The 25,615-nt window shown below is 63.2% G+C and carries 25 protein-coding genes and 1 pseudogene; 13 read left to right on the forward strand and 13 right to left on the reverse strand.

Features of this window, described 5'->3' with window-relative positions:
- Positions 1–12: 12 nt before the first annotated feature.
- Together ACIQUF_RS06815 and ACIQUF_RS06820 are read right to left on the reverse strand one after the other, a co-directional pair.
- The gene (locus ACIQUF_RS06815; RefSeq protein ID WP_403129715.1) at positions 13–1,209 is read right to left on the reverse strand and encodes an efflux RND transporter periplasmic adaptor subunit; all 1,197 of its coding nucleotides are present in this window, start codon (positions 1,207–1,209) and stop codon (positions 13–15) included.
- Entirely contained in the window at positions 1,202–2,455 is a 1,254-nt protein-coding gene (locus ACIQUF_RS06820; protein ID WP_403129716.1) for a TolC family protein, read from the reverse strand. Before ACIQUF_RS06820 ends, ACIQUF_RS06815 begins: the two co-directional genes overlap by 8 nt.
- Before the next feature lie 199 nt (positions 2,456–2,654).
- Here ACIQUF_RS06820 and aroQ point away from each other — a divergent pair, with 199 nt between their 5' ends.
- Positions 2,655–3,104: a type II 3-dehydroquinate dehydratase gene (gene aroQ / locus ACIQUF_RS06825; RefSeq protein ID WP_403129718.1), complete on the forward strand. Its 450-nt coding sequence runs from the start codon at positions 2,655–2,657 to the stop codon at positions 3,102–3,104.
- A complete protein-coding gene (locus ACIQUF_RS06830; RefSeq protein WP_403129720.1) occupies positions 3,101–3,949 on the forward strand; it encodes a shikimate dehydrogenase in 849 nt (282 codons plus the stop codon). Before aroQ ends, ACIQUF_RS06830 begins: the two co-directional genes overlap by 4 nt.
- Positions 3,950–4,001: 52 nt before the next feature.
- Here the strand turns inward: ACIQUF_RS06830 and ACIQUF_RS06835 are convergent, their stop codons facing one another.
- Both ACIQUF_RS06835 and ACIQUF_RS06840 read right to left on the reverse strand, forming a co-directional pair.
- On the reverse strand, positions 4,002–4,538 hold the full coding sequence (locus ACIQUF_RS06835; RefSeq protein ID WP_403129721.1) for a thioredoxin family protein: 537 nt from the start codon (positions 4,536–4,538) through the stop codon (positions 4,002–4,004).
- A complete protein-coding gene (locus ACIQUF_RS06840) occupies positions 4,528–4,803 on the reverse strand; it encodes a DUF2790 domain-containing protein (RefSeq protein ID WP_403129723.1) in 276 nt (91 codons plus the stop codon). Before ACIQUF_RS06840 ends, ACIQUF_RS06835 begins: the two co-directional genes overlap by 11 nt.
- A 217-nt stretch (positions 4,804–5,020) precedes the next feature.
- Between ACIQUF_RS06840 and ACIQUF_RS06845 the strand changes: the two genes are divergently transcribed.
- The 3 genes from ACIQUF_RS06845 to ACIQUF_RS06855 all read left to right on the forward strand — a co-directional run bounded on the left by ACIQUF_RS06845 (position 5,021) and on the right by ACIQUF_RS06855 (position 7,697).
- Positions 5,021–5,761, forward strand: a complete 741-nt coding sequence (locus tag ACIQUF_RS06845; RefSeq protein ID WP_201207473.1) for a response regulator — start codon at positions 5,021–5,023, stop codon at positions 5,759–5,761.
- Positions 5,758–7,044, forward strand: coding sequence for a sensor histidine kinase (locus tag ACIQUF_RS06850; protein ID WP_403129724.1), 1,287 nt, complete (start codon positions 5,758–5,760; stop codon positions 7,042–7,044). The genes ACIQUF_RS06845 and ACIQUF_RS06850 overlap by 4 nt, the downstream gene beginning before the upstream one ends.
- A gap of 158 nt (positions 7,045–7,202) precedes the next feature.
- Complete coding sequence (locus ACIQUF_RS06855) at positions 7,203–7,697, forward strand: DoxX family protein (RefSeq protein ID WP_403129726.1); 495 nt, start codon at positions 7,203–7,205, stop codon at positions 7,695–7,697.
- 55 nt (positions 7,698–7,752) lie between these two features.
- Here the strand turns inward: ACIQUF_RS06855 and ACIQUF_RS06860 are convergent, their stop codons facing one another.
- The 7 genes and pseudogenes from ACIQUF_RS06860 to ACIQUF_RS06890 form a co-directional block, all read right to left on the reverse strand.
- On the reverse strand, positions 7,753–8,451 hold the full coding sequence (locus ACIQUF_RS06860) for a DUF2063 domain-containing protein (protein ID WP_403129728.1): 699 nt from the start codon (positions 8,449–8,451) through the stop codon (positions 7,753–7,755).
- Positions 8,432–9,268 carry a DUF692 domain-containing protein gene (locus tag ACIQUF_RS06865; RefSeq protein WP_403129729.1) on the reverse strand — a complete coding sequence of 279 codons (837 nt, stop codon included), beginning with the start codon at positions 9,266–9,268 and terminating at the stop codon, positions 8,432–8,434. Before ACIQUF_RS06865 ends, ACIQUF_RS06860 begins: the two co-directional genes overlap by 20 nt.
- 159 nt (positions 9,269–9,427) lie before the next feature.
- Positions 9,428–9,643: pseudogene (locus ACIQUF_RS06870) on the reverse strand (hypothetical protein); the annotation flags it as partial.
- 155 nt (positions 9,644–9,798) lie between these two features.
- Complete coding sequence (locus ACIQUF_RS06875; protein ID WP_403129730.1) at positions 9,799–10,350, reverse strand: DUF4174 domain-containing protein; 552 nt, start codon at positions 10,348–10,350, stop codon at positions 9,799–9,801.
- Positions 10,351–10,557: 207 nt separating this feature from the next.
- Positions 10,558–15,072 carry an NEL-type E3 ubiquitin ligase domain-containing protein gene (locus tag ACIQUF_RS06880; protein ID WP_403129732.1) on the reverse strand — a complete coding sequence of 1,505 codons (4,515 nt, stop codon included), beginning with the start codon at positions 15,070–15,072 and terminating at the stop codon, positions 10,558–10,560.
- Between the two features lie 79 nt (positions 15,073–15,151).
- A complete protein-coding gene (locus ACIQUF_RS06885) occupies positions 15,152–17,512 on the reverse strand; it encodes a DNA polymerase II (RefSeq protein ID WP_403129734.1) in 2,361 nt (786 codons plus the stop codon).
- Between the two features lie 60 nt (positions 17,513–17,572).
- On the reverse strand, positions 17,573–18,493 hold the full coding sequence (locus ACIQUF_RS06890; RefSeq protein ID WP_403129736.1) for a LysR substrate-binding domain-containing protein: 921 nt from the start codon (positions 18,491–18,493) through the stop codon (positions 17,573–17,575).
- Between the two features lie 161 nt (positions 18,494–18,654).
- On the opposite strand from ACIQUF_RS06890, the gene ACIQUF_RS06895 reads away from it, so the two are divergent.
- The 8 genes from ACIQUF_RS06895 to ACIQUF_RS06930 all read left to right on the forward strand — a co-directional run bounded on the left by ACIQUF_RS06895 (position 18,655) and on the right by ACIQUF_RS06930 (position 24,285).
- A complete protein-coding gene (locus ACIQUF_RS06895; RefSeq protein ID WP_403129738.1) occupies positions 18,655–19,437 on the forward strand; it encodes a YqcI/YcgG family protein in 783 nt (260 codons plus the stop codon).
- Between the two features lie 2 nt (positions 19,438–19,439).
- On the forward strand, positions 19,440–20,066 hold the full coding sequence (locus tag ACIQUF_RS06900; RefSeq protein WP_403129740.1) for a LysE family translocator: 627 nt from the start codon (positions 19,440–19,442) through the stop codon (positions 20,064–20,066).
- A 46-nt stretch (positions 20,067–20,112) separates the two neighbouring features.
- Positions 20,113–21,207 carry a hypothetical protein gene (locus ACIQUF_RS06905; RefSeq protein WP_403129742.1) on the forward strand — a complete coding sequence of 365 codons (1,095 nt, stop codon included), beginning with the start codon at positions 20,113–20,115 and terminating at the stop codon, positions 21,205–21,207.
- Positions 21,208–21,363: 156 nt separating this feature from the next.
- Positions 21,364–22,059 (forward strand): sel1 repeat family protein, encoded by a 696-nt coding sequence (locus ACIQUF_RS06910; protein ID WP_403129744.1) that lies wholly within the window; start codon positions 21,364–21,366, stop codon positions 22,057–22,059.
- 97 nt (positions 22,060–22,156) lie between these two features.
- Positions 22,157–22,858, forward strand: a complete 702-nt coding sequence (locus ACIQUF_RS06915; RefSeq protein WP_403129746.1) for an AzlC family ABC transporter permease — start codon at positions 22,157–22,159, stop codon at positions 22,856–22,858.
- Positions 22,855–23,169 carry an AzlD domain-containing protein gene (locus ACIQUF_RS06920; RefSeq protein WP_403129748.1) on the forward strand — a complete coding sequence of 105 codons (315 nt, stop codon included), beginning with the start codon at positions 22,855–22,857 and terminating at the stop codon, positions 23,167–23,169. The genes ACIQUF_RS06915 and ACIQUF_RS06920 overlap by 4 nt, the downstream gene beginning before the upstream one ends.
- On the forward strand, positions 23,166–23,999 hold the full coding sequence (locus tag ACIQUF_RS06925; protein ID WP_403129750.1) for an AraC family transcriptional regulator: 834 nt from the start codon (positions 23,166–23,168) through the stop codon (positions 23,997–23,999). Before ACIQUF_RS06920 ends, ACIQUF_RS06925 begins: the two co-directional genes overlap by 4 nt.
- A 58-nt stretch (positions 24,000–24,057) precedes the next feature.
- On the forward strand, positions 24,058–24,285 hold the full coding sequence (locus tag ACIQUF_RS06930) for a hypothetical protein (RefSeq protein ID WP_012313790.1): 228 nt from the start codon (positions 24,058–24,060) through the stop codon (positions 24,283–24,285).
- Positions 24,286–24,331: 46 nt separating this feature from the next.
- Here ACIQUF_RS06930 and ACIQUF_RS06935 read toward each other — a convergent pair whose 3' ends face one another.
- Together ACIQUF_RS06935 and ACIQUF_RS06940 are read right to left on the reverse strand one after the other, a co-directional pair.
- The gene (locus tag ACIQUF_RS06935; RefSeq protein ID WP_403129752.1) at positions 24,332–24,820 is read right to left on the reverse strand and encodes a copper chaperone PCu(A)C; all 489 of its coding nucleotides are present in this window, start codon (positions 24,818–24,820) and stop codon (positions 24,332–24,334) included.
- Positions 24,820–25,428 carry an SCO family protein gene (locus ACIQUF_RS06940; RefSeq protein WP_403129754.1) on the reverse strand — a complete coding sequence of 203 codons (609 nt, stop codon included), beginning with the start codon at positions 25,426–25,428 and terminating at the stop codon, positions 24,820–24,822. The genes ACIQUF_RS06935 and ACIQUF_RS06940 overlap by 1 nt, the downstream gene beginning before the upstream one ends.
- Positions 25,429–25,615: the final 187 nt, after the last annotated feature.

The following is a 25,615-nucleotide window of genomic DNA, read 5'->3' on the forward strand; positions in this document are numbered from 1 at the left end:
GCGTCCCCGTGATCAATGACTGTGCTCGGCGGAGCCCTTGCCGAGCTCCGATTTGAGGACGAAACTGCCGGCGGCAGCCACCTGGGTTCCGGCGGTCAGGCCGTCGGTGATTTCCACTTGCCCCGCATCGCGCCGGCCAGCCTTCACCGGGCGTGCCTCGAAACCTTCTTCGGTGCGGGCGAACACCACGGCCTGGTCTTCCCAGGTCTGCAGGGCGCTTTCGGGCACTACCACGGCGGCGTTGAAGCGCTCGACACTGACTGCGATATTGACGAACAGCCCGGGGCGCCAGGCGCCGTTGGGGTTGGCCAGGGTGGCGCGGACGGTGGCGGCGCGGTTCTGCTCGCCAAGCAAGCTGCCGACATAATTGACCTTGCCCTCGACCTCGGCGCCCAGGTCCGGAGCGCTGACGGTAACGCTGCGGCCAGTGGTGACTTTGGTCAGATCGCGTGGGGCCACGGCGAACGTGGCCCACACCCGGCTCAGGTCCGAGAGGGTGAAGGCATTGCTGGTCTCACCCACCACCTCGCCCACAGTCAGGTGTTTCTCCACCACCACCGCGTCGAACGGCGCTCGCAGCTCGTAACGGTTGCCCGCACCGGCCGGGCCGACGGCGGCGACCTTCTGCCGGGCATTGGCCAAGGCGATCTCGGCCTCTTGCAAGGCCTGACGGGCCAGCTGGTAGTCCTGCTCGGCACTGATGCGTTCCTGCCACAGCTGCTGCTCGCGCTGGAAGGTCAGGCGCGCCAGTTCGAGGCGGCGCTGGGCGGCCTGCTGCTCGCTGCGCAGGTCGGAAATCTGCTGGCTGGCGATCACCGCCAGGACCTGGCCACGCTTGACCGCCTGGCCGAGGTCGGCGTGCACCGCCTCGACCACGCCCGGTACGCGCGGCACCACGTGCGCGGTGCGGTCTTCGTCGAAGCGGATCTCGCCGGGAAAGCTGATGGCGGTGCCCAGCTCGCGCGGCGCGGCGGTGGCCAGCTGGATGCCGGCGGCCTTGATCTGCTCAGCGCTCAGGTGCAACTGCCCTTCTTCTTCCTCGTGCGCCTCGCCGCCTTCTTCACCGTGGCCGTGGCTGTCTTCACCATGCTCGTCGTGATGGGCCTCACCACTGCTGGCCTGGCCGAGGTTGCCGGTCCAGGCCAGGCCGCCGAGGCCGAGCACGGCGATGGCGGCAGCCAGGAGGGCTAGCTTGCGGGGGTTATTCATGGGTGCTCCTGCTGCTCGATTGTGTGTTCAAACCGTCAAGGTCGCCGTAGAGGCGCTCGACCTGCGCGCGGGCATTGGTTGCCGTGGCCAGTGCGTCGAGGTACAGCCCGCGCGCCTCGATCAACGTGCGCTGGGCATCGAGCACATCGAGAAAAGCGAACTTGCCCATCTCGAAGCCACGGGTGGCGGTATCCACGGCCTGCTGCGCCGACGGCAGGATGGCGCGGTCATAGGCGTCCACCTCCTGCATTGCCGTGCGCCACTGGCTGACGGCGCTGCGGGTTTCGCTGCGCAGGCGCAATTCGACGGCGTTGCGCAGGTCGCGTGCCTGGTCGGCGCGGCGGGCCGCGGCCAGCACGTTGCCCTGGTTGCGGTCGAACAGCGGCAAGGGCATGGACAAGCCCACCACGTTGACCCGCTCGCGGTCCTCGCGGCTGTACTGGCTGCCGACGCTGACGGTCAGATTAGGGATGCGCTGGGCTTTCTCCGAGCCCAGGGAGGCCTCGCCGCGCTCGATCTGGGCGGCTGCCAGGCGCCAGTCGGCAGTCTGTTCAACCTTGTCGAGCAGGCTGTCGGTATCGGGCGCCGCGCCGGGTGACAACTCGGTAGCAGGCAGCTGGTTGAAGGTCGCCAACGGGCTGCCGGTCAACCGTGCCAATGCCTGGTAGGCCACCGTCTGCTGGGTTTGCGCGCGACGCACTTCGGCTTGCGCCTGGGCCAGTTGCACCTGGGCACGGGTCGCTTCCACTGGCGACGACTGCCCCGCGCTGACGCGCCCCTGGGCCACGCGCAGGCCGCGCTCGGTCAGCGCCTGCGACTGCTGCGCCAGCTCCACTGCGGTCTGCGCGCGCAGGGCGGCGTGGAATGCCTGAACCACGTCAGCGCGCAAGGCATTGCGTTGGCGCTCCAGTTCAAGCTGGGCGATGGCCTGGCCACTGCCTGCCACGGCAATGCGTGCACCACGCTTGCCGCCCAACTCCAAGGGTTGGCTGAGGGTGACGGTGGTGGTGCTGGTGTCGCGGCGGGTGTCTTCGACTTCCCAGGACAGTTCGGGGTTGGGGATCAGTCCAGCCTGGCGGCGCTCGCCCTCGGCAATGCCGATCTCGCGGCCGGCGGCGGCCAGTTCGGGGTTGTTGGCAAAGGCAGCGGCGAGCGCTTCGGGCAGGCTCGGGCCCTGCTCAGCCTGGGCACTGACGCTGGCCGCCAGCAACAGGCAGAGCATGACGATCTTGCGGGGGGTGGGCACTTCGGAAGTCCTCGTCGGCAAGCGGTGGCGAGGGACTGTAGGGAGGGCTGGATATCGAGGCGGTGGCGTCAACATTACAATTTTGTAATCAGGTTCGATAATCGCCCACTATCCCCCGTGCGGCGGCTTGTCCAATTGACTAAACTAACCAGGCGGTACAAACATAAGCGCATCCAACAACAACAAAGCGATGCCCGCCATGAAGCCCCTCATCCTTGTGCTCAACGGCCCTAACCTGAATATGCTGGGCACCCGCGAGCCCACCCAATACGGTCACGAAACCCTTGCCGACCTGGCCCAGAGCTGCGCCGACACCGCACACGCCCTCGGCCTTGAAATCGAATTCCGCCAGACCAACCATGAAGGCGAACTGATCGACTGGATCCACGCCGCCCGTGGCCGCTGCAGCGGTGTAGTCATCAACCCGGGTGCCTGGACCCACACCTCGGTGGCCATTCGCGACGCGCTTGTGGCCTGCGAACTACCGGTGATCGAAGTCCACCTGTCCAACGTGCACAAGCGTGAGCCGTTCCGCCACCTGTCGTTCGTCTCATCGATCGCCGTAGGTGTGATCTGCGGCCTCGGCAGCCAGGGTTACCGCATGGCCCTGAGCCACTTCGCCGAACGGTTCCAGGAGCAGGCCGCATGACTCAGCCAGCCATTCTCGCCGGCCTGATCGGCCGCGGCATCCAACTGTCGCGCACCCCAGCCCTGCATGAACACGAAGGCGATGCCCAGGCACTGCGCTACCTCTATCGCCTGATCGATGCCGACCAGTTGCAACTGGACGACAGCGCCTTGGCGCAGCTGCTCGACGCCGCCCAGCACACCGGCTTTACCGGGCTCAACATCACCTACCCGTTCAAGCAGGCAATTCTGCCGCTGCTTGACGAACTTTCCGATGAGGCCAGAGGGATTGGCGCCGTGAACACGGTGGTGCTCAAGGACGGCAAGCGCGTGGGCCATAACACCGACTGCCTCGGTTTTGCCGAGGGCTTGCGCCGAGGCCTGCCGGATGTGGCACGGCGCCAAGTGGTGCAGATGGGTGCGGGTGGCGCCGGCTCGGCAGTGGCCCATGCGCTGTTGGGCGAAGGGGTCGAGCGGTTGGTGCTGTTCGAAGTGGATGCGACGCGGGCGCAGACGCTGGTCGACAACCTCAACGGCCATTTTGGCGCGGGTCGTGCGGTAGTCGGCACGGACTTGGCGGGGGAGCTTGCCGAAGCAGACGGATTGGTCAACACCACGCCGGTCGGCATGGCCAAACTGCCAGGAACGCCACTGCCAGTAGAACTGCTGCATGCACGGCTGTGGGTGGCAGAGATCATCTACTTCCCGCTGCAGACCGAACTGCTGCGGGCCGCGCGGGCGTTGGGTTGCCGGACGCTGGATGGCAGCAACATGGCGGTTTTCCAGGCGGTGAAAGCGTTTGAGCTGTTCAGTGGGCGCGAGGCGGATGCAGCGCGGATGCAGGCGCATTTCGCCAGTTTCAGTTGAGCCAGAAACGGCCTCTTCGCGGGCTCGCCCGCGAAAGGGCCAGTCTGACACCTCAACCTTCTTCATCCAGCAACGCCTTTATCACCTGCTCCTGCCCGTCATAATCGCCTTCACCAAAGTGCACATGCCGCACTTGTCCCTGGCGATCGACGAAGTAGTGGGCGGGCCAGAACTGATTGCCCCAGGCATTCCACACCTGGTGATCGTTATCCACCGCCACCGGATACCCAATGCCCAGGCTGGCCACTTTGCTTTTCAGCACCCCGACATCGTGTTCATAGTCGTACTCCGGTGTATGCACCCCCACCACCACCAGCCCCTGGTCGGCATAGCGCCGAGCCCAGTCGTTCACATGCGGCATACTGCGCTGGCAGTTGATGCAATCCCAGGTCCAGAAGTCCACCAGCACCACCTTGCCCTTTAGCGCCGGGGCATCCAGTGGCGGCGAGTTGAGCCAGGCGTTGGCCCCCGACAGCGAGGGCATGGCGCCGTAGCTGTCGCGGGCCATCAGATGGCCGGCCAGGCCCAGGCCGAGCAGTGCCAGGGCCACGCCACCCACTTTCAACAACACGCGGCGATCAGTTGTCATGGCAACCGCTCGTGGCGTAGGTACGGTATTGGACGCTTTCTGGCTGGCCCTTGGAGTTGAGGTAGTCCATGCGGGTATTGACCAGGCCACAACCGTTGCTCTGGTCATCCTTCACCGACAAGACTTTCTTCACATCCAGGTGATCGCCGTAGTGGTACTGCATGACGCCGGCATCGGTCATGGGCATCGTCGACGCCTGGGCGGCCAGGGTGCCGAGGCTGAGCACGGCGAACAGGCTGGCGCTGGCGAGGGTTTTGACGTTCATGGTGTGGCTCCTGTGCATCTTCGAAGGGTGGGGAGTGTTGCTCCCCGGTCGAGAGCCATTTCACCCTTGCCAGGTATCGGGCATGTGTCGCAGAACCTGTGATGTGCTTCCTGCTGTATCTGTACAGCGGCCAGATACACTGCAATACAAACCCCTGCAGGCAAGCCCTCGCCTGCTCGGTACACTGCGCCCACTCCCCTTGCACAGGACTCCAGCGATGGAACATGTCGATCACATCCTGATCGTCGACGACGACCGCGAAATCCGCGAACTGGTCGGCAACTACCTGAAAAAGAACGGCTTGCGCACGAGCATCGTTGCCGATGGTCGGCAGATGCGCGCCTTCCTCGAAGCCAACAGCGTCGACCTGATCGTCCTCGACATCATGATGCCGGGCGATGACGGCCTGCTGCTGTGCCGCGAACTGCGCGCCGGCAAGCACCGCAACACACCGGTGCTGATGCTGACCGCACGCAACGACGAGACCGACCGCATCATCGGCCTGGAGATGGGCGCCGACGACTACCTGACCAAGCCGTTCTCCGCCCGCGAACTGCTGGCCCGCATCAACGCCGTGCTGCGCCGCACGCGCATGCTGCCGCCCAACCTGACCATCAGCGAAAGTAGCCGCCTTCTCGCCTTCGGCCAATGGCGCCTGGACACCACCGCGCGCCATCTGCTGGACAGCGAAGGTACCCTGGTGGCGCTCAGCGGCGCCGAATACCGACTGTTGCGGGTATTCCTCGACCACCCGCAACGGGTGCTCAGCCGCGAACAGCTGCTCAACCTGACCCAGGGGCGCGAGGCCGACATTTTCGACCGTTCCATCGACCTGCTGGTCAGCCGCTTGCGCCAGCGCCTGGGAGACGATGCCCGCGAACCCAGTTGCATCAAGACTGTACGCAGTGAAGGGTATGTGTTCTCGTTGCCAGTACAGCTGCTCGAGTCACCGTCATGAAGTGGCCCCGTACCCTGGCCTCGCGCCTGGCGCTCATATTCTTCACCGGCCTGGTGCTGGCCTATGGGCTGTCATTCAGCCTGCAGGCCTATGAACGCTACATCAGCAGCCGCTCGATGATGCTCAGCAACCTGGAACTGGACGTCGTCACCTCGGTGGCCATTCTCGACCGCCTGCCTGCGTCCGAACGCGCCGCCTGGTTGCCACGCCTGGAGCGGCGCACCTACCGCTATCGGCTGGATGAGGGCCTGGCAGGTCAGGCAATGCCAAGCAGCGATCCACCGATGGCGGCCGAATCGATCGTCAAGGCCATCGGTAACCAATACGCCCTCACCTTCCAGGACATTCCCGGGCCGAACGCACACTTCCAGGTCCACTTGCGCCTGGCGGACGGTGCTCCACTGACCATCGATGTCACTCCGGCGCCGGTACCTGTGGCCAAATGGTTGCCGCTGGTGCTGTTGATCCAGCTTGCCGTGCTGTTGTTCTGTACCTGGCTGGCCGTGCGCCTGGCCATCGGCCCGCTGACCCGCCTGATCCAGGCCTTGGACGACCTCGACCCGGACAAGCCTGGTATGTTCCTGGACGAGAGCGGCCCGCGCGAAGTGAAGTACGCCGCCGTCGCCTTCAACGCCCTGCAAGCGCGTATCGCCGCGTACCTGAAAGAGCGCATGCAGTTGCTGGCGGCAATTTCCCATGACCTGCAAACCCCCATCACGCGCATGAAACTGCGCGTCGAGGTGATGGACGAAAGCGTCGAAAAGGAAAAGCTGTGGCATGACCTGGATGCCATGGAGCACCTGGTTCGCGAAGGCGTGGCCTATGCCCGCAGCATGGATATCAACACCGAGCCGCCCTGCCGGATCAACCTCGACGCGTTTCTCGACAGCGTCGTGTTCGACTACCAGGACAGTGGCGCCCAGGTCGAACGCTGCGGGCGGACCGACAGCTTGCTCGAAACCCGCCCACACGCATTGCGCAGGGTGCTGGTGAACCTGTTGGACAACGCCTTAAAGTTCGCCGGCAAGGCGCAGCTGGAAGTCAGCCGGGAACAAGGCCGAACGCTGATCCGTGTGCTGGACGAAGGCCCCGGGATCCCGGAAAAAGAACTCAATGAAGTGCTCAAACCCTTCTATCGCGTGGAAAGCTCGCGCAACCGCAGCACCGGCGGCACCGGGCTGGGGCTGGCCATTGCTCAGCAGCTGACACAGGCCATGGGGGGGCGCTTGACCCTCAGCAACCGTCCGAGCGGTGGGCTGTGCGCCCAGATCGAGTTGAAGTGAACATGCACCTTACGCGACCGCGGCACGGTTATCCCACCCCTTGGCCTACACAAGCGGTCGCTACAGTCCGATACACAAAGCAGCCTGTGCTGACACACTGCAGATAACACTTCCCTCCACACTCCCGATCACATAACGACATTACGGGAGAAATTCCTATGCAACCCTTAGCTCGCACCCTCACCACCGTCGACCGCTTCGGCAACTGGAGCGCCGACTTGCCATTGCGGCTGTTCCTGGCCTGGGAGTTCTTCGAATCCGGCCTGGAGAAATTCAATGGCAGCAATTGGTTCGCCGATATACAAGGGAGCTTCCCATTTCCCTTCAACGTGTTGCCGCCCGACTTGAATTGGCAGCTGTCGATGTGGGCCGAATTGCTGCTGCCACTGCTGCTGTTGCTGGGGCTTGGTACCCGGCTGGCATCAGCAGGCTTGATGGTGATCACCGTGGTGGCAATAGCAGCAGTTCACTGGCCGTCGCAATGGTCCGGCCTGGCAGAGCTGGCACAGGGATACACCATCACTGACCGTGGCTTTGGCAATTTCAAGTTGCCGCTGATCTACCTGGTGGCCTTGCTGCCACTGCTGCTCAAAGGTGCCGGCCGCCTGAGCCTTGACCACTGGATCAAAGCACGCATCGCTGCACGCGCCTGATCATCTCGCACACGTGAACGGGCTCGATGCCAGTTGGCACAAGCCCGCCTTCAACTCACCGGGTACCAATGACAATGCCTTGCGCGCGCAGGCTCTCCAGCATCGCCAGGCCCTCGTCCCGGTCAGCCCCCAACCTCTCCAAGCGTTCACGACCATTACCACGCATCTCTGCCAGCAAGCGATAGGCCAAGGGGGCAAGGCGCGCAAAACGCACCTGCAATTCGGCATCGCGATACACCAGCAGCAACGTAGGCCGCTCAGGCGGCTGCTCGGGCTGGTAATCGGGGCCAATACACTCGACCGGCCAACGGTAAGCCAGCACTCTCGCGCTACACGACAACAGAGGCTCACCCTGCAACAGATCACCCTGGGGATCATGGGGCGGGTCTTGGGCATCGCTCAGATAGAGCTGCGCCTCGATCCACTCGTAGTGGGCAAGCTCCAACTGCCACGGTGCATCGGCTTCGATGTCGTGAAGATAATCGATGAATGCCTCGGCGATCTCGGTGAACAGCGGCGTCTGGCTACGGTAATTGGCATAGAAATCGCGGACCCGCGCCTGCCAGCGCCGCTCACCCAGCGTTTGGCACATCACAGGAAAGCTACTGGCCAGCAAGCCCTCGATGCCACTGTAGAACAGCTCGCGGTAGATTTTCAGGCGGCGTTCTTCTATGCCGGGCGGCGGGGCATGCCGGGCCGGATCTCGCACATACCGGGCCAGCCGGAACTGCTGTTCACGCAACGTCTGGCACATGCGATACCTCCTGCTGGACCGCACGAATGCGGGCGGTCTCATCAAGCAACTCGGCCAACGGTGGGTAGTTGAAATCCCGTTCGAGCACCGTCGGCTGCGCGCCGAAGCGTTCGCAGGCCAGGGCGAACAAAGCCCAGACATCCTCGTTCACCGAAGCACCGTGGGTATCGATCTTGAGATCAGGCGCTTCATCGTAGTGCCCGGCTACATGCATGCCGACCACCCGTGCGACCGGCAGCCCCTGGAGAAAGGCTTGCGCGTGGTAACCGTGATTGCAGGCATTGACGAATACATTGTTGACGTCCAGCAGCAGATCGCAGTCGGCCTCGTCGAGCACTGCGCGGATGAAATCCAGCTCACTCAGCGCCTGGTAGGGCGCGGCGTAGTAGCTGATGTTCTCCACCGCGATGCGACGCTGCAAATGATCCTGGGCCTGGCGGATCCTGCCAGCTACGTGATGCACGGCTTCGTCTGTGAAGGGGATTGGCATCAAGTCGTAGAGATGGCCGTCATCGCTGCAGTAGCTCAGGTGTTCGCTATACAGCGGTACCCGATGATGATCGAGAAACTGCCGGGTCTGGTCCAGAAAGGCCCGATCCAACGGCTCGCTGCCACCCAGCGACAAGGACAAGCCATGACAGGTCAGCGCAAAGCGCTCCGTCAACTGCGACAGGCCTTTGCCAAAGGCGCCACCGACGCCGATCCAGTTTTCCGGCGCACATTCGAGGAAGTCCACCCTGCCCTCTTCGAGGGTCAGCAGTTCGGACATCAGGCCGCGGCGCAGGCCGAGCCCTGCGAACATGTGGGGTGTGTTCATCGTTAGGTCTCCACAGCACGCAAAACGCCCCGCCTGACCAGCAGGAGGGGCGTTTCGCAACTTCAAAAGTCAAAGTCAAAGCTTGGCTCAGGCCTTGGGTTTCTCACCGCATTTGCCTTCACCGCACTTGCCTTCGGCTTTTTTGGCCTTGTCATCGCCGCCACATTTGCCTTCACCACACTTGCCTTCAGCTTTCTTGGCCTTGGCATCACCGCCGCACTTGCCTTCGCCACACTTGCCCTCGCCTTCCGCCTTGGCGGCGGCGAGGTGATAGCCCTGTGAAAGGGGCTCGACAGCAAAGGCGCTGGTGCTGAAAGCTACGCTACCGACAAGGGCGGCGCCGAGCAGGCTGAGTTTTTTACGTGCATGAGTCATGATGATGTAGCTCCACTGCGGTTGATAGTGGAGCCATTAGGCCTTGGGCAAGCAACTTGGAAACATCACCGCAGTCGGCACTCCTTGTAGGAGGCGACCCTTGAATGCGTTCAGAATTCTAACCCGCCCCTACAAGCAGAAGCGGGTCAGCACGGTCAGTCTTCCAGCGGCTTGGGGGGCGCCGCGGGCTTGGCCGGTTTGACGGGCTTGCTGTCCTTGGCCTTGGGTTCCGGTACTGCCGCAACGGGCTCTGGTGCAGCGACTGCCTTCTCGCTCGCCGGCAGTTCATCGACCGCCTTGAGGATGGCCTGCGGGTCGATCTTCTCGCCCGACTCGTCATCCTTGAGCATATGCCGCTCGCCATCCTTGCCCACCAGGATCACCTTGGTCCCCTTGCTTGCGCCAAGCTTGAGTTCACGGATCAGGGCCATGGTGGTCTGCTGCTCGAGGTTCTTGTCCTCGCGTTTGCCCATCATGTTGGCGACGCTGTACACCACCAGGCCGCGCTCTTTGAAGGCCGCCTGAGTGGCGGGGTCCTTCAGCGCCTCGTTCAAGCCGCGCAATGTCGGGTCGGCCGAACTCGGGGCGATGATCACCAAAGGTCGTGCCTTGCCCACTTCCTTTGCCAGCGGCGCGTCGCTGTCGGCGGCGAACGAAGGTGCAGTGAAGGCGAACAAGGTGGCGAGGGTCAGTGACCGGACGAGCATACGCATCTCCTTATATTCCGATAAACCAAAGACTACAGATCACGGAGAAAAATCCGACCCGGAGCCTAAACTACTTCGCGCATCAAAGGGCCAGGGAAAAGTAACTGGCAGTTTCCGGTGCTGCGTCAGCTTGGCATGACAACCTTGAAGCAAACGGCCGTCACCCTGACTGAGCATAGTCCAAAGCCATTGGCGGCAACGCCGGTATCAACGTACGTCGATAGACTGATCTGCAGGCCCGGTTTCCAGGGCTTCCAGGGTCAAGTCGAGCATCAGCCCACGCCGCGCTGCACGCTGCTCGCCGAGGATGGCATCCGAGTGCGCCGAGCGGACCTGGTCACTCAGTGACTGATCATCCAGCACTGCACTGAGCCTGCGCTGAAATGGCCCATCCACCTGCGAGAAGCGGCTGGGATGGGTGCGCTCAAGATAGGCCTGCCAAAACGACCGATCCACCAGCGAGCGGGCCACTGTTTCCTGGATTTCCGCCCTTCTGACAGCCGCTTCTGCGCGCTCCAGGCTCAGTTCATTGACCCCGGCGAGCGGACGAAAACTCATGCTGCCTACCGCGATGGGCAGGTCCAGACGCACACGTAACCCCAGCCGATAGGCCAGCCCTACCTCACTTTCGTCCGGATTGCCGCCGCGATCGAGGATATCCCGCAAGGCAATACGGTCGACTTCATCCAGGCGCCACAAGCGCCGCCCCAGCCTGAGCAGCGCCTGCTCAGAGTTGGCCTGGCCTTCGGCACGTGCCCGCCAGACCAGGACATTCACTTCAAGGTTGCTCAAACACCAGGTAGCGCCATCCTGGCATCCCCACTCATCATTGGCCACGCTCAGCAATTGCTCGCGCAAGGCTGGCTCTTCACCCATCGCTTGCAGCAAGGCCAGCACCCGAGAGGCCAGGGCTTCAGCGTTGATGCGAAAATCCGCCGACAACAGCAGTTGTCGCAAGACCCGGAAAAAACGATTGGACGACTCGCCTACATCCACCGTTTCCCACGTCGCAATCAGCAGGCCACGATTGCGCGGCCCCACTGCATCTCCCCAAACCTCCCGGACATGACCGAGCCGCTCCCTCATCAAGGCCTCATGCACCATCTCGGGAGGCCGCATCAAGGACGCGTGCAACCTCAGGCGCTCATCCCCCGGCAAAGGATTTCCGGCCAGCCGGACTCGCCGGCGGAAACCGACGGGCGCTTGATAGAACCACTGTGGAACCTGGTGGATCCGGTTCTCGCGCATATCCATGTAGAGCAACCCCAGGCGGTCGTTCAGGCCATGGGGAAAGTTGTCGATGCCTGTATTACGCAGGCTTAACCAGCGTAACGAAGTCAACCCGCTTAGCGTGAAGGTGCGCCCCAACGGGTTGTGGGACAGATCGATGTACTCAAGGGAAGCGGCACTTGCCAGCGTGGCGGCCTGGCTGGTAGTCAGCACGATTTCGTTGCTGGTCAAGGTGAGTTGACGTAGCTGGGGCATCTGCAGCAAGGGCTCAGGTAACCGGGTGAGCCTATTACCCCCCAGGTCCAGTACCCGCAAACGCGGGAAGGCAAGGAGAAAGCTTTGGGGAATGCTCGACAACCCCATACGCAAGAATGACAGGTCGGAGACATGGGTGAAGCTCACCTGCGCAGGCAGCTCAGGCAGCGTTTGCGGCCGAGTGTTGTAGATGACCAGGCGGTAGTTTTCTTCCGTACTGGCAAGCTGGTCCCCCGCACTGGTTACCCGCTGCCAACAGTCGAGCAATGTCCGGCGCACGCTGCTTCGGTCTTCCCGCAACTCGCCCCTGGCCTCGCCCACCCAGGCATTGAGCCGGGCACGCAATGCGGTGAGCTGTTCATTCAGCGCCGAGAGTACCGCGTCGACCCGCTGCCCCGAGCCCACGACGTTTTCCGTCCACGCAGCCAATTGCCCGTCGCTGAAAGACGGATAGAGGTCTCTCAGGGTGGCTGGCAGCGATTGAGTGGAGCGCCTGAATCCGCCTGTGTTCTGACCGCCCAGGGGATAGCCGAGCCTGCCATCGGGAAGGCGCTGCGGCGGGCGAAAAGCACCAGGCTGCCGCAGGCCGAGCAGTTGGTCGAGCTCGGAACGACGCTGCCGGGCTTCGCGTGCGAGCAGTACTCGGAGGTTGTGCGCGAAGGGATCGCCAACCGCCATGGCTTCACGCTGATCCGGTGCATAGACCGCAGCCATCGCTTCAAACAACTCCCCCGCTTCACCCTGCTGAGCACCCTGGGCATCGAGCACCTGGAAGCTGCCGTCCCTATGCACCAGATCGAAAACCTGCGCGCCCTCCTCCAGGGATACCAATAACGGCCCGTTGATATTCCCTTCAAACAGCCGCCAGCGCACGCCTTGGTCAGCACCCGGCAGATGCTTGAGCAAACCCAGTACGACACGCGCCAGGTCGGCATTTTGTGGCGTGTCCAAGTACATCGCCTCAAGCACCCGCGCCTTGCGAATAGCCATGCTACTGTGCCTGGCGGCTTCGGCCAGGCTCAACGGCACCCGCCCGTGTTGCAGCAGGCGCAGTCGGTCGTCAGCACTGGCTGCCTCCAGCAAGGCGCGTGCGGCACGCTGGTGCAAGCCAGGGAACACCCTCCTCAGCATGCGGCTTCCAGGACTGTCGCTTGGCTGCAACGCGTCATACAGCTGCCCAAGCAACACTCGCCGCTGCGTCCATGCCAGTTCGGCCAGTGCTGGGTCTGACAAACCGACTGCACCGGGTAGCCGCTGGGCACACTCAAGCGCAGCAAGGTCCTCGACCGGTTCACCACTGCGCAAGCGGCTGATCATCTGGCGAATACGTCGATCCAGCCTGGAGCGTTCGGCGCTGTCGAGCATCCCGGGCTCCGGCGCGCGGGCATAGACATGCAACGCACGCAGGTGGTCTGCGTCGAGGCCGTGGAAACCCAATACGTCATCGATCTGCTCGTCGCTCATGCCCTGCAAAGGTTCCCCGAGACGGCGGAACATGCGCTGGGTGTCGTCCCAGTCTGCGGGTTGCTCGCTCCACAGGCGCCATGCGCCGGCCCCGTTGTTACGCAGCGCAGGGCCATGCCCGTCACGTGGACGGAGCTGCCACTGGCCGACGCCGGCCGGCTCGACCACCGCATAGTGGTGGCCGTCCATTTCGACCCAAGCGTCTTCATTCAGGCGCCGGACCCCTGATGCATCCGGCGGTGCCGCTGCGTCGGGGACCCGGCTGCGATAGAGTGCAAGGTCTTGCTGCCAGAGTTTGTTGCTGCCGTCCTCCAGCCGCGCCGGCAGCATGTCATCGACCACAGCGGAGCGCGTCCAGAAACGCCGTGCCACCGTGGCGCCCGCCGCCGTGGCTGCGAGCACGGCAAGGTCGGTGGCGACATGGGTCAAGTGATCGAGCGCCTCCTGATGATCGCCGTCCCGCCAAGCCTCTATGCCGTGGTAGACCTCGTCCAGCAACTCCCACGCGGCCACCGCCAGCAGCGCCAGCCCAATGCCCGGTACAAACAGGCCGGCAAGATTGAGCAGCGTCCAGCCCTCGGCGGCAAGCCGCTGGTCATGGGCGCGCTGCAGGTCACGGTCGAGCCGCGCCACCGGCATCACGACCATCACCGCGTCCTCCTTGATCTGGCGGATGCGCGCCTGTGCAAGGCTGTCGAACAGCGGCTCGGGATAGCGTTTCAAGTGCGGCTTGAGTTCGTAGAACGCCCACTTCGGAAGGTCGTCGAATACCGGTACCACCGTGGAAAAGAATGCCTGGCTGTCTTTGCGCAGCACGAACCGGCTGAAGAAGCGTTGGTAGGTCTTGATGCGCAGGCGATGACCCAGCGCACGGTCGAGGTCGCTTAGGCTCTGGAACGCACTCCAGGGCTCCACCGGGTCACCGGGCACGTACAGCAACAGGCGCCGCGTGTTATCGAACAAGGTGCCCTGCTCGATCACCTCGAATACCACCACCTGCTCAATCGTGTACCCCAGCAGGGTCATGCCCTTGGCCACCACTCGATCACCCGCCAGCGGCAGTAGTTGACCTTCCACGCACAGGGCTCTGATAAATGCCAGCTCGCTGGCGTCCAGCTTGTTGCTCACGCTGGCCTTGTAGGCATCCACGAGCATGGCGTAGCGGTAGCCGTCAGCCAGCAGAGCGGCCACGCGCGACGCATCGTGTGCAGGGAGCAGAATCGCATCGAGATGGCGCTGGTAGCCCTCCCCAAGGTCCAGCGTTCGGCACAACTGGGCAAATTCGATGGCGGTCGGCGGCTTGACCGACCCCTGCCGTGGCAGCAGCAGGCGATTGCCTGCCGGCTGCCCACCTGGCCTGGCTTCATCGGCGGTAAAGTTGCGCAGCACCACATCGAGCAGCGGCTTTTCGGTGTACACCACTTCCGTGAGGTGAGCTCCCACGGGTTGGCCGTTGATGACCGGCTCGCGGTGGCCATCGAGAAACTTCACTCGCCGCACGTTACCGCTGAGGCCGTAACGCTGTGCCAGTGCATCCTCCAGTGCCCGCGTCACGAAGTCTTCGATACCTTCGATGCGCGCCAACAACGCGGCCAGGTGCAGGCGAAACTCAAGGTTCTTGGCCAGTGCATGACTCAGCGCAGGCATCTGCGCGACGGGGACCTTGCGCAGCCATTGCGGCAAGCGCTCGGCAATGATGCCATCCTGAAATGCCTCGCTGGCCAGCCGCAATTTCTGGTGGCGGTGTTGCGCCGACGATAGTTCATTACCCATGCTCGATGCCTCTTGAAATCAAAGAGGCCAGCGTAGGCAGGGCACGGTTGTTAAGGCGCTAGATAGCTAACGCCCGCGCTCAGAACAAGAGCAGTTGGCGGTCGGTCAACGCCGCGAAGTCATCACCGACGAAGGGCAGAATGGCATCGGCCACCGGCTGCAGCTGGCGGCTGAGGTAATGTTCGTAGTCGATGGGCGACTGCAGGTTTTCCAGCGGTTCCGGGCCGGCCGTGGTGATGACGTAGCTGATCCAACCGCCATTCTGGTACTGCCGCGCGCGCCCCAGGCGGGTGTTGAATTCATCGGCCAGGCGTGCAGCGCGTACATGGGGCGGAACGTTGCGTTGGTATTCGGCCAACGGACGGCGCAGGCGCTTGCGGTAAACAAGCAGTTCGTCCAGCTCACCGGCCAGCGTCTGCTGCACGAAACCGCGCACATAGTCACGGTACGGCTGGCCGCGAAAAACGCGACCGTACAACGCCTGTTGGAACTGCCGGGCTAACGGCGACCAGTCCGTTCGCACCGATTCCAGGCCCTTGTAGACCATGTCCTCGCTGCCATCGGCGCGCTGCACCAGGCCGGCATAGCGCTTCTTGCTGCCTTCGTCGGCTCCCCGAATGGTCGGCATCAGGAAGCGTCGGTAATGGGTTTCGAATTGCAGCTCCAGGGCGCTTTCCAGGCCCACGGTTTCGCGCAGATGCTCACGCCACCACTGGTTGACCTCAAGCACCAGCTCGCGGCCGATGCGCGCAGCAGCCTCTTCGCCATGTGCGCCCTTGAGCCAGACAAAGGTGGAGTCGGTGTCACCGTAGATCACGTCGTAACCCCGCGCCTCGATCAGCGCGCGGGTCTGGCGCATGATCTGATGACCGCGCATGGTGATCGAGGATGCCAGACGCGGGTCGAAGAAGCGGCAACCGCTGGAACCGAGCACGCCGTAGAAGGCATTCATGATGATCTTCAGCGCTTGCGACAACGGCGCATTGCCCTCACGTTTGGCGGCTTCCCGGCCCTGCCACACGCGCTCGACGATGGCCGGCAGGCAATGCACGCGGCGCGAGAAGCGGCCACCACGAAAGCCCTCGACCGAGTGCGCGTCTTCCGGCTGGCGCAAACCTTCGACCAGGCCCACAGGGTCAATGAGAAAGGTGCGAATGATCGAGGGGTACAGGCTTTTGTAGTCAAGCACCAGCACCGAGTCATACAGGCCCGGGCGCGAGTCCATGACAAAACCTCCGGGGCTGGCCTCATCCGGGCGGCTGCCCAGATTAGGGGCGACGAAGCCCAGCCGATGCATCTGCGGCATGTACAGGTGACAGAACGCGGCCACCGAACCGCCGCTGCGATCCACCGCCAACCCGGTAACGGATGAACGTTCGAGCAGAAACTCCAGCAGCCGGGTATGGGCGAAGATCCGCGTCACCAGCTCGCAGTCTTTGAGGTTATAACGGGCCAGCGCGGGCTTGTCCTCGGCGAACATGCGGTTGATCTCGTCCATGCGCTGGTACGGCGTGTCGATCGCCTTGCCCTCCCCCAGCAGCGTCTGGGCAACGTTCTCCAGGCTGAACGAGGAGAAACTCCAGGTCGCCGAACGCAACGCCTCGATGCCGTCGATCAGCAGCCGGCCGGGCGCATCGGCGAACACATGCCCACGGCTGGCCTGGGCACGCAGGGTCATGGCGGCGCCGTTACGCCCCAAGGCTAACGGAACCTGCAATTGCTTGGCGTGTTCATGCAGCAGGCGCAGGTCGAACTGCACCAGGTTCCAGCCGATGATCGCATCGGGGTCGTGTTCGGCCATCCACTGGTTGAGGCAGTGCAACAACTCCGCGCGATCGTTGCAGTACTGCAGGTCGAAATCCACGTCGGCGGCCTGGCCATCGGCAGCGCCGAGCATGAACACCTGGCGCTGGCCACAGCCCTCAAGGGCAATGCTGTAGAGTTCACCCCGCTCGCTGGTCTCGATATCCAGTGACACCAGGCGCAGCGGTGGACGGTAGTGCGGCGAAGGTTTGAGCTGGGCAGCGCAGATCACCCCTTGAGCATCCGGCTGGCCGACGAACTGCACCCCTGCGGTGATGAACCGCTCCATCAGGTAGCGTTCCGGCGGGCGGACATCGGCTTCGAACACTTCGACGCCGGCACTGCGCAGACGCTGCTCCAGTTGCATCAGTTGGCGGTGCTGACGGCAATAGACGCCCAGCACCGGTCGATGCTCGAAATCGCGCAGGCGCAGGGGCTTGAGTTCGACGCCGGCTTCCCCAGCCAGTAAAAGCCGCGCGTGTTCCGCCTGCGCCTGCAGGATGAACATCACCGAGTCTTGCGCGGCCAGGCGTACCAGACGCGGCCCGTGATCGGTGGCCAGCCAGAACTCCACGCAGGTGCCTTCGGGCGTGTCATGCCAATGTCGGGTCAGGACAAAGCCCTGCTGCAACTCCACTGCGTTGTCCTCGGTATGGCCGATGGTTCGGATGGGCCAATTCTACCGCTGTGCGGGCCATCAACCGTACAGGTAGTTGATGTCCTTGTAAGCCAGGGGCGGCACCTGGCCGACCAGGAAGTCACGCAGCTTCTGCATCTGCCGTGCCTTGGGGCTGGACTTGAGCCAGGTCATGTAATACCCGTCGCCGGTCGCCACCGCATGTTTGAACGGCGTCACCAGGCGCCCTGCGCCCAGGTCGGCGCTGGCCAGCACCAGATCCACCACCGAGATGCCCAGGCCTTGCTGGGCCGCAGAAATCCCCTGATCAAGGGTATCGAACACCTGGCCCTGGTCGATGCTGATGTCCTGTGCGTCCATGCGCGCCAACCAACGCCGCCAGTCGCGCCGGTCCGCCGAAGGGTGCAGCAGTTCACACTGGCGCAAATCGCCCAGCGCTGGCTGCTCATGCTTCATGTAGTCGGGATGGCACACCGGTATCAGCCACTCATCGAACAGCTTGAAGCTCTCGACATCGGTGGCAAAGCGGCCATTGGACAGAAGAAAGGCGCAATCGTAGGGCTCGGAGTAAAAATCCACCGAATCAATGTCCATCCACACGCTCGACAGCTGAACGCTGCAGCTGTCGTCGATCTTCTTGAACGCATCCAGTGCCCGCAGCAGCCAACGCACGGTGAGCGTCGAGGGCGCCTTGAGGCGTAGCCCGTAACGGTCCTGACGCAGGAGCGCGCAGGCGTTTTCGATAATTTTGAAACCGACCTTGAGCTCCTGGGACAGCAGCCGACCGTGCTCGGTGAGGCTCAGCTTGGGGCCGCGGCGTTCGAACAGGTCGCAGCCGAACAGGCCTTCCAGGGTCTTGATGTGGTGGCTGACTGCGCCTTGTGTCAGCGCCAGCTCTTCGGCCGCACGGGTGAACGACCCGTAACGCGAGGCGACTTCGAAGGCACGTAGCGCGTGCAAGGCCTGAATCCGTTCTGACATGAAGCCCCCGAAGCATGAGTGAGGCTAATAGTAGGTCATAGTTCCACGCGTTTTACAACGTTAACTGCGTCTCAGAAAATGCAGGTAAATAACAACGATATGTCAAAAACCTGCCTGCATGTGCCTGCATCTTTCTGCTGAATAAACGCCTGGGGAAATACATGTTTACGGGTTATGGAAACTGCTATCGCCTGGATGCGCTAGAGCTGGCCGCTGGACATGAGCGAAATACGCAACATTGGACGCACACCACCCTACAACATTTTCGCAACATCCTCGCCAATCCCGACTTTCCGTGCCTGTTCGGGCGCAAGGCGGTGGCCGGCGAATCCTGCCATATCCTCTTCGCCCGTGCCGAGCAGTTGGCCGATGACATCGCCCAAGGGCTGGCCGACTACATCCGCACCATCACACCCATTCCGATCAAGCAACGCATCGGCAGCCCGCTGGTCGTGTTTCTCGAAACCATTGCCGGTAGCACCCTCGCCGAACAGCAGGCACTGGCCTGGAAAGTATTGCGCGGCGTACATGCCCGCGACCCGCATCCGTGGCCCCAGGCGATCCCGAGTGACCCTCAGGACAGCGGTTGGTCGTTCTGCTATGCCGGCATGCCGCTGTTCATCAACATGAACTTCCCCGGCCACCAGCAGATGAAAAGCCGCAACCTGGGCAACCACATCACCTTCGTCATCAACCCACGGGAAAACTTCGACGAAGTGGCCAACGCTGCCACCGAAAGCGGCCAACGTATCCGCGCGCGCATCCGCGAACGGGTGCGCCACTACAACGACGGCGTGATGCCCGACACCCTGGGCTTCTTCGGCCAGGACGACAACTTCGAATGGAAGCAATACCAACTGCAGGAAGCAGGCTCGCTGCAACCGTCGCGCTGCCCCTTTCATGCCAACGTCCACGCCACACCCGACACACTGATCGAGAACTGACCGTGAATACCGCACTGACTGCTACCTATGCACTGACCGTCCTGCTGTTGATAGCCACGCCCGGGCCCGTGGTGGCATTGATCGTCAACACCGCCGCCGCGTCTGGCTCACGCAAGGCCATGTTCACCGCCGTCGGCACCAACTGGGCATCGCTGGTGCTGATCGGCGCCGCTGCCTGGGTCATCCTCACCAGCGCGGCCATCGACAAGGCCTGGCTCAGTGGCATGAGCCTGCTTGGTTGCCTGTTCATCGGCTATATCGCCGTTGGCACCCTGCGCGAGAGCCTGCAGGCGCCTGCCGCTCACGCCGAGGTACAACCACCGAAAGCCGGGCGCGGTGGCTTGTGGCAAGGCTTCATGGTGGGTATTTCCAACCCCAAGGACATCATTTTCTTCATCGCCTTCTTCCCACAGTTCATCCAGATCACCGAGTCGTTCGGCAAAAGCATGGTAGTGCTGTCGCTGCTGTGGGTGGTCATCGATTTCGCCGTGCTCAGCCTGTACATCTTCGCCATCGGCAAGATCGCCTCGCAACGCAGCAATCGCATGATTTCCTTGGCCTCGGGAGCCGCCCTATTGCTGATCGCGGTTGGCGGGCTGGCTTACAACTTCAAGGAGCTGGCGGGCTGACGCCGGCTTCTGCTACGACTCGCCAGGCCAGACGACAAGGAGCACCATGACGCCGTCCACCACCGCAACGCTAGGCCAGGGCTTGCCATCGCCACTGCCACAGGACTACCAGCACTTTCTGCAACTGGGCAGCCGCCGTGCCCCCCATACGCTGCATGTCCACGAGCGTGGCTACCGCTCCGGCACCATCAACACCGATGCACTCGGCCTGCGATACAGTCATAGCGCTGGCAAGCGCTTCTCGGCCGGCGAACGGGGCAGTGGGCAGCGGGTCAACCTGCTGGTCGGCGGCTCGACCGCGTTGGGTATCGGTGCCAGTTGCGATGAGCATACCGTGGCCTCGCACCTGTCGACGCTGACCGGGGAGGTGTGGTTGAACCTCGCGGGGTGCGGACTCAATGCAAGCCAGGAGTTATTGTTGTTCCTCACCCACCAGCATCGCCTCGGCGAGATCGGCCATGTGGTGGTTCTCAGCGGCATCAACACCGTGGCCCACCAGGCCCTCGGCGATGTACTGGCCGGCGCGCAGGGCCAGGAGCAGTTTCAGGTACAGCAAGATTTTCTCAACAGCTTCAACGAGGGTATGCCACCCACCCGCCCAGTGCGCCGAAAATCTTTGTGGCAACGGCTAAGCCAGGCGTTGGCCCCACGTCGCCAGGCACCCGCACCCGCCTGGCCGCTGCCCCCGGCCGAGAAGCGCCTGGCCGGGGCTGCCGATAACATCGGCCGAACCTTGCTGCAGTGGGAGCGCATGCTGGCTGACAGCCATGCCACCCTCACCTTCATCCTGCAACCGCTGTTGCCTTGGTGCCGCGAGTCCCTGCCTGCTGGCGAACAGGCCATGTTGGCGGCACTGGAGCGACAACCGGCAAACTTCGACCGCCTGCTCGATGGTGTATTCGACAGCCAGCTGCACACAGCGTTTTTCAGGCGCATCAAGAACCAGGCAGACCCTGTGCCTTGCTACGACATGAACAGCATGCTCAGCAGCTCTCCGGTGTTCGGCGCCGACCTGTTCATCGACCGCCTGCACCTTAACGACCTGGGCAACAATGCACTGGCCAAGGTGATCACCGCCAAACTTGGCTTGGCACAGGAAAAACACGCCCAGCGCAAGGTCACGCCGATCAAGCTCGTCTGAAGGTTGGGCGCCGCCCTTTCGGTAGCCCCCCACGCTTGGCTAGAATAGGGCGTCGTTCCGATTCGCCTGAGGCGCACGCGTACCTGTGATGAACATTCCTGCCGTCCTCCCGTACTTGGCTGCCAGCCCTGCACGCGTCGCTTGCGAGGCGCGCCCATGAGTCGCGCTGCCCTTGTGCCTGTGCTGCTCGCCACGCTGGCTCCATTTGCCGCGCAAGCACTCGAGGTGCGCATCGACCCACACGCCGACCTGCTCTACCGCCAAGCCCTGCCGCTGCTGGAGCAGGCCGATAATCAGGACGATAGCGGCAGCACGCTGCGTACGGCCATTGGTGACGATCCAGAGCTCAACCGCCAGGGGCAAGCCATGGCCCGCACTCTGCCAACAGCGGTGGCCTTGCTGAAAAAATCGGTGGAGCTCGGCCACCCCGTCGCCCAATATCGCCTGGCGCTGTACTACACGACCTACCTGCCCGCAGCGCAAATTCCCGCCGCTGCTTGCCCATTGCTGGAGGCAAGCCTGCAACAAGGCTTCGCCCCGCCTGCTACGGCGATTGCCACCTGGTGCTCGCCTTACAATGCCAGCCGTCGTTATCGCGAAGCGCTCGAAGCGATTCCCGGCATGGCGACGCTGTACGCGCCCTACTACCCGCAGCCCGCCGCACGCCTGGCCTGCGCCCGCAGTCAGCCACAAGGGTTGCAGATGCAGTGGGGGCGTCAACGCGACTATCAGGCTGAGGTGTACCGGTTGCTGGGCGACCTAGACCCGCAACGCCGCCAGGACCTGCTGCACAAAGCCGTGGAAATCAATGGTTGCGTCGCCGCGCAACAAAGGCTGACCAGCCAGCGCTGACAGTGATAGCGCCTGCGGCAAACCAGCAAGATCGTTCAAGCCAGCCGCCTGCGCCGTCTGGCATGCTGCTCTACCAAACAACAGTGTCGCAGCCATCATGTCCACCAGCCCTGCCATTGCCCGCCAAGCGTTTCTGCACGGCGCCGTCGCCATCGTTCCGTTGTCCCTGGCCGTAGCGCCCTGGGGCCTGCTCGCAGGCTCAATGGCCATCGAGGCCAATCTCAGCCCCTGGGAGGGCCAGGGCTTGTCGGCGATCGTCTTTGCTGGCGCAGCGCAACTGGTGGCCATCGGCATGCTCAAGGGTGGTGCCAACCTGATGTCGATCCTGCTGACCACCCTGCTGCTGACGTCACAGCACTTGCTCTACGGGCTGTCCATGCGCCCCGTGCTGTCGAATCAGCCGCTGCGCTGGCGGCTTGGCCTGGGCTTCCTGTTGACCGATGAGTTCTTCGCCCTGACCAGCCATTACGACCAACAGCAGTTCAACCGCTGGTACGCACTGGGGGTCGGCCTGACGTTCTACGTCGCCTGGAACCTGTTCACCTTGGCCGGCATCGTGCTGGGTCAGAACATCCCGCACCTGGACCAACTGGGTCTGGACTTTTCCATCGTCGCCACCTTTGTCGCGCTGATCGCGCCGCTGGTACGCAACCTCCCTACCGTGGTGTGCGTGGCGGTCTCGCTGTTCTGCTCCGTGCTGTTCAGCTACTGGCACTGGGAAACCGCGCTGGTGGCTGCCGGCCTGCTGGGCATGGCTGCCGGCTTCATCTGCCAGAAATTTTCCGGAGCACGCACATGACCTGGTTGCTGATCTTCGCCATGGGCGCTGTGGTGTTCCTCAACCGCTACGCCTTCCTGGAACCGCGCCTGCCTCTGCGCCTGAGCTCCAATGCTCGGCAGTTCCTCGGCTTCGCCGTGCCGGGCATGCTGACCGCGATCTGCGGGCCGATCATCTTCCTGCCTGGCCACCAGCTCGACCTCAGCCCGCTAAACCCCTACCTGCTTGGCGCCGTGGTGGCCATCGCCCTGGTGCTGTTGACCCGCAGCGTATTGCTGAGCATGCTGGTGAGCATGTTGATCTTCTTCCTGCTGCGCAGCTGGCTGGCATGAGCACGCCCCTGCGCGAACAGACCCACCTTTGGCAGGCGCCCGCCCTCGGCGACGTCGAGATGCTGCATGCACGTTATTTCCAGCAACGCTTTGCCCCGCACGTGCATGAGGGCTATGTGTTCACCGTGATCGAGTCCGGCGCCCAGCGCTTCTGGCACCGTGGTAGCGAGCACCTGGCGCCGGTCGGCAGCATGGTGCTGATCAACCCGGATGAACTGCATACGGGGGCTACTGCGCATGAGGCAGGCTGGCGCTACCGCGGTTTCTACCCAGAGCATGAGCGGGTGACCGGGGTGCTGGATGAATTGGAGCTGGGGCATCACGGCATGCCGCTGTTCAAGGACAGTGTCATCAACGACCCCGCCCTGGCGCAGGCCTTCAGCCAGTTGCACCAGCTATCGGAGGCCGGCGCCAGCGCCCTGGAGCAACAGACCGCCTGGCGCCAGGCTGTGCTGGCGTTGGTCCAACGCCACGGCCACTGCCGCGCACCCAGCGCCCCCGGCAACGAGCCACTGGCCGTGGCTCGCGCCCGAGAGTTGCTTGAAAGCACGTTGACGGATCCACCCTCGCTGGAAGCGCTGGCGTCGGCGGTCAACCTCTCGCCGTTCCACTTCGCTCGCGTGTTCCGCCAGGCCACTGGCCTGCCGCCCCACGCCTGGCTCAAGCAGCGCCGCCTGGTCCGCGCCCGGGAGCTGCTGAAGAGCGGCCAGGCGGCAACCGACGTCGCGTTCAACCTGGGGTTCGCAGACCAGAGCCACCTCAGCCGGCAGTTCAAGCAAGCCTATGGCGTTACGCCAGGCGCTTACCGCACCGCCTGCCTGCACGGCTAGCCTCAGGCAATTACGCCGGCCACTGCTACACTGAGGGGGCTAAACGGAGGATCCTGCCATGTCTGAAAGAGAGCTCACCACCCTCATATCGCTGATGAACCAGCGTCAGGCCTGCCTGAGCAGCGCCTGCAAGGAGATTGCCGACTGGATCGACCGGCAGGGCGATGTGCCCGCCGCCGGCAAGATCCGCGCAAGCCTCAAGGCCCTGGAGGCCGACGAAGCCCAGGTACGCAAGACCTTGACCTCGCTGACCCTCGAAAGGCCGCTGCCCCGCTTCCGTAGCTGAAGCATCGCAGCATGAAAAAGGGCCGCTGATGCGGCCCTTTCGTCGGTCAGTGGTTCATGTGCATGTGGTCATGCCCGCCGCCAGCCTCGGCGTTGAGCGCTCGGACCTCTGCCTGCACTTGCAGGGTTTCCTTTGCGCCCTTGGCATCTTCAACGGTAAGGGTCAGTGGCACTTTCTCGCCTTCCTTCACCTGCTGAGTAAGCCCCATCAGCATCACGTGATAGCCGTTCGGGTCCAGGCTCACCGGCTTGCCGGCAGGCAGCGCGACGGCCTCGACTTGCTTCATGCCCATCACATCACCGTTCATGGTCATCTCGTGCACTTGCACACTCTTGGCCACGGGCGTTGCCACGCCTACCAGCTTGCTGTCGCTGCTGGCGGTCAGGGTCATGAACGCGCCGGTCGACTGCTGGTGCGGGACGCTGGCACGCACCCAGGCATCGCTCACGGTGGTCTGTGCCAGGGCTGGCAAGGCCAGGCCCAACAGGGCGACGGCGGCCAGGCCACGCTTGATCGGTTGCAGTGATACAGCCATTAGCAGATCTCCATCAGTGTAAGCAGGTCTTCCGCGCATTCCTTGGCATTCAGCGAATGGCCCAGGCTCAGGCGCAGGGTGCCACGTGTATCGTAGACGTAGCTGGTGGACGAGTGAGAGATGGTGTAGGTGTCACCGGCCGAGACTTTCTCGTAGAACACCTTGAATTCCCGGGCCACCTCGGCAATTTCTTCCGGTGTACCGGTCAGCGCCTCGAACGTCGGGTCGAAAGCCTTGACGTAGGCGTCGAGCACTTCGGGGGTGTCGCGTTCCGGGTCGAGGGTGATAAACACCACGCGGAACAACTCGCGGTCACGGCCTTTGAGCAATTTCCTGATTTGCGCCGCCCGCGCCAGCGTGGTCGGGCAGACCGCCGGGCACTGGGTGAAGCCGAAGAAGATCATCGGCATGCTGCCGTAGAAGCTCGACAGGGTGACGTCGTTGCCCTGGGTATCCTTGAGGCGGAACTTGCGCCCGAGGATTTCGTTGCTCATGTTCTTGCCGTACTTGAACTCAAGCCCCCGGGCCGGGTTGCAGCCTGCCAGCAGGCCAAGCCCGAGAACGCCCATCCCGGCGACAACTGCGCGCCGGGTCAACAGATCATTCATGGAACCATCCTTTACAGGGAAGGTGCCGGCCCTCGGGACGGGCCGGCCGAAAAACCGGGGCATTCTGGCATGACACCCCCGGTGCTTCTACCCAACGAAGGCGATGATGGCCTGCAGCCCTTTAAACACGGGCTGCGGCCTGTTGTCGCAGGGGTTGAATCCGTAACAGTTTGTTGCTAGGAGCGCG

Origin of the sequence: Pseudomonas sp. NPDC090233, from assembly GCF_044772285.1 — a bacterium.
In the GTDB taxonomy this organism is placed as follows: Bacteria; Pseudomonadota; Gammaproteobacteria; order Pseudomonadales; family Pseudomonadaceae; genus Aquipseudomonas.

What these genes read in the sequence shown, in the direction of transcription:
- ACIQUF_RS06815 (WP_403129715.1), bottom strand. Translation starts at nt 1,209, where the DNA reads ATGAATAACCCCCGCAAGCTAGCCCTCCTGGCTGCCGCCATCGCCGTG.
- aroQ (WP_403129718.1), top strand. Translation starts at nt 2,655, where the DNA reads ATGAAGCCCCTCATCCTTGTGCTCAACGGCCCTAACCTGAATATGCTG.
- ACIQUF_RS06830 (WP_403129720.1), top strand. Translation starts at nt 3,101, where the DNA reads ATGACTCAGCCAGCCATTCTCGCCGGCCTGATCGGCCGCGGCATCCAA.
- ACIQUF_RS06835 (WP_403129721.1), bottom strand. Translation starts at nt 4,538, where the DNA reads ATGACAACTGATCGCCGCGTGTTGTTGAAAGTGGGTGGCGTGGCCCTG.
- ACIQUF_RS06840 (WP_403129723.1), bottom strand. Translation starts at nt 4,803, where the DNA reads ATGAACGTCAAAACCCTCGCCAGCGCCAGCCTGTTCGCCGTGCTCAGC.
- ACIQUF_RS06845 (WP_201207473.1), top strand. Translation starts at nt 5,021, where the DNA reads ATGGAACATGTCGATCACATCCTGATCGTCGACGACGACCGCGAAATC.
- ACIQUF_RS06850 (WP_403129724.1), top strand. Translation starts at nt 5,758, where the DNA reads ATGAAGTGGCCCCGTACCCTGGCCTCGCGCCTGGCGCTCATATTCTTC.
- ACIQUF_RS06855 (WP_403129726.1), top strand. Translation starts at nt 7,203, where the DNA reads ATGCAACCCTTAGCTCGCACCCTCACCACCGTCGACCGCTTCGGCAAC.
- ACIQUF_RS06860 (WP_403129728.1), bottom strand. Translation starts at nt 8,451, where the DNA reads ATGTGCCAGACGTTGCGTGAACAGCAGTTCCGGCTGGCCCGGTATGTG.
- ACIQUF_RS06865 (WP_403129729.1), bottom strand. Translation starts at nt 9,268, where the DNA reads ATGAACACACCCCACATGTTCGCAGGGCTCGGCCTGCGCCGCGGCCTG.
- ACIQUF_RS06875 (WP_403129730.1), bottom strand. Translation starts at nt 10,350, where the DNA reads ATGCTCGTCCGGTCACTGACCCTCGCCACCTTGTTCGCCTTCACTGCA.
- ACIQUF_RS06880 (WP_403129732.1), bottom strand. Translation starts at nt 15,072, where the DNA reads ATGGGTAATGAACTATCGTCGGCGCAACACCGCCACCAGAAATTGCGG.
- ACIQUF_RS06890 (WP_403129736.1), bottom strand. Translation starts at nt 18,493, where the DNA reads ATGTCAGAACGGATTCAGGCCTTGCACGCGCTACGTGCCTTCGAAGTC.
- ACIQUF_RS06895 (WP_403129738.1), top strand. Translation starts at nt 18,655, where the DNA reads ATGTTTACGGGTTATGGAAACTGCTATCGCCTGGATGCGCTAGAGCTG.
- ACIQUF_RS06905 (WP_403129742.1), top strand. Translation starts at nt 20,113, where the DNA reads ATGACGCCGTCCACCACCGCAACGCTAGGCCAGGGCTTGCCATCGCCA.
- ACIQUF_RS06910 (WP_403129744.1), top strand. Translation starts at nt 21,364, where the DNA reads ATGAGTCGCGCTGCCCTTGTGCCTGTGCTGCTCGCCACGCTGGCTCCA.
- ACIQUF_RS06915 (WP_403129746.1), top strand. Translation starts at nt 22,157, where the DNA reads ATGTCCACCAGCCCTGCCATTGCCCGCCAAGCGTTTCTGCACGGCGCC.
- ACIQUF_RS06920 (WP_403129748.1), top strand. Translation starts at nt 22,855, where the DNA reads ATGACCTGGTTGCTGATCTTCGCCATGGGCGCTGTGGTGTTCCTCAAC.
- ACIQUF_RS06925 (WP_403129750.1), top strand. Translation starts at nt 23,166, where the DNA reads ATGAGCACGCCCCTGCGCGAACAGACCCACCTTTGGCAGGCGCCCGCC.
- ACIQUF_RS06930 (WP_012313790.1), top strand. Translation starts at nt 24,058, where the DNA reads ATGTCTGAAAGAGAGCTCACCACCCTCATATCGCTGATGAACCAGCGT.
- ACIQUF_RS06935 (WP_403129752.1), bottom strand. Translation starts at nt 24,820, where the DNA reads ATGGCTGTATCACTGCAACCGATCAAGCGTGGCCTGGCCGCCGTCGCC.
- ACIQUF_RS06940 (WP_403129754.1), bottom strand. Translation starts at nt 25,428, where the DNA reads ATGAATGATCTGTTGACCCGGCGCGCAGTTGTCGCCGGGATGGGCGTT.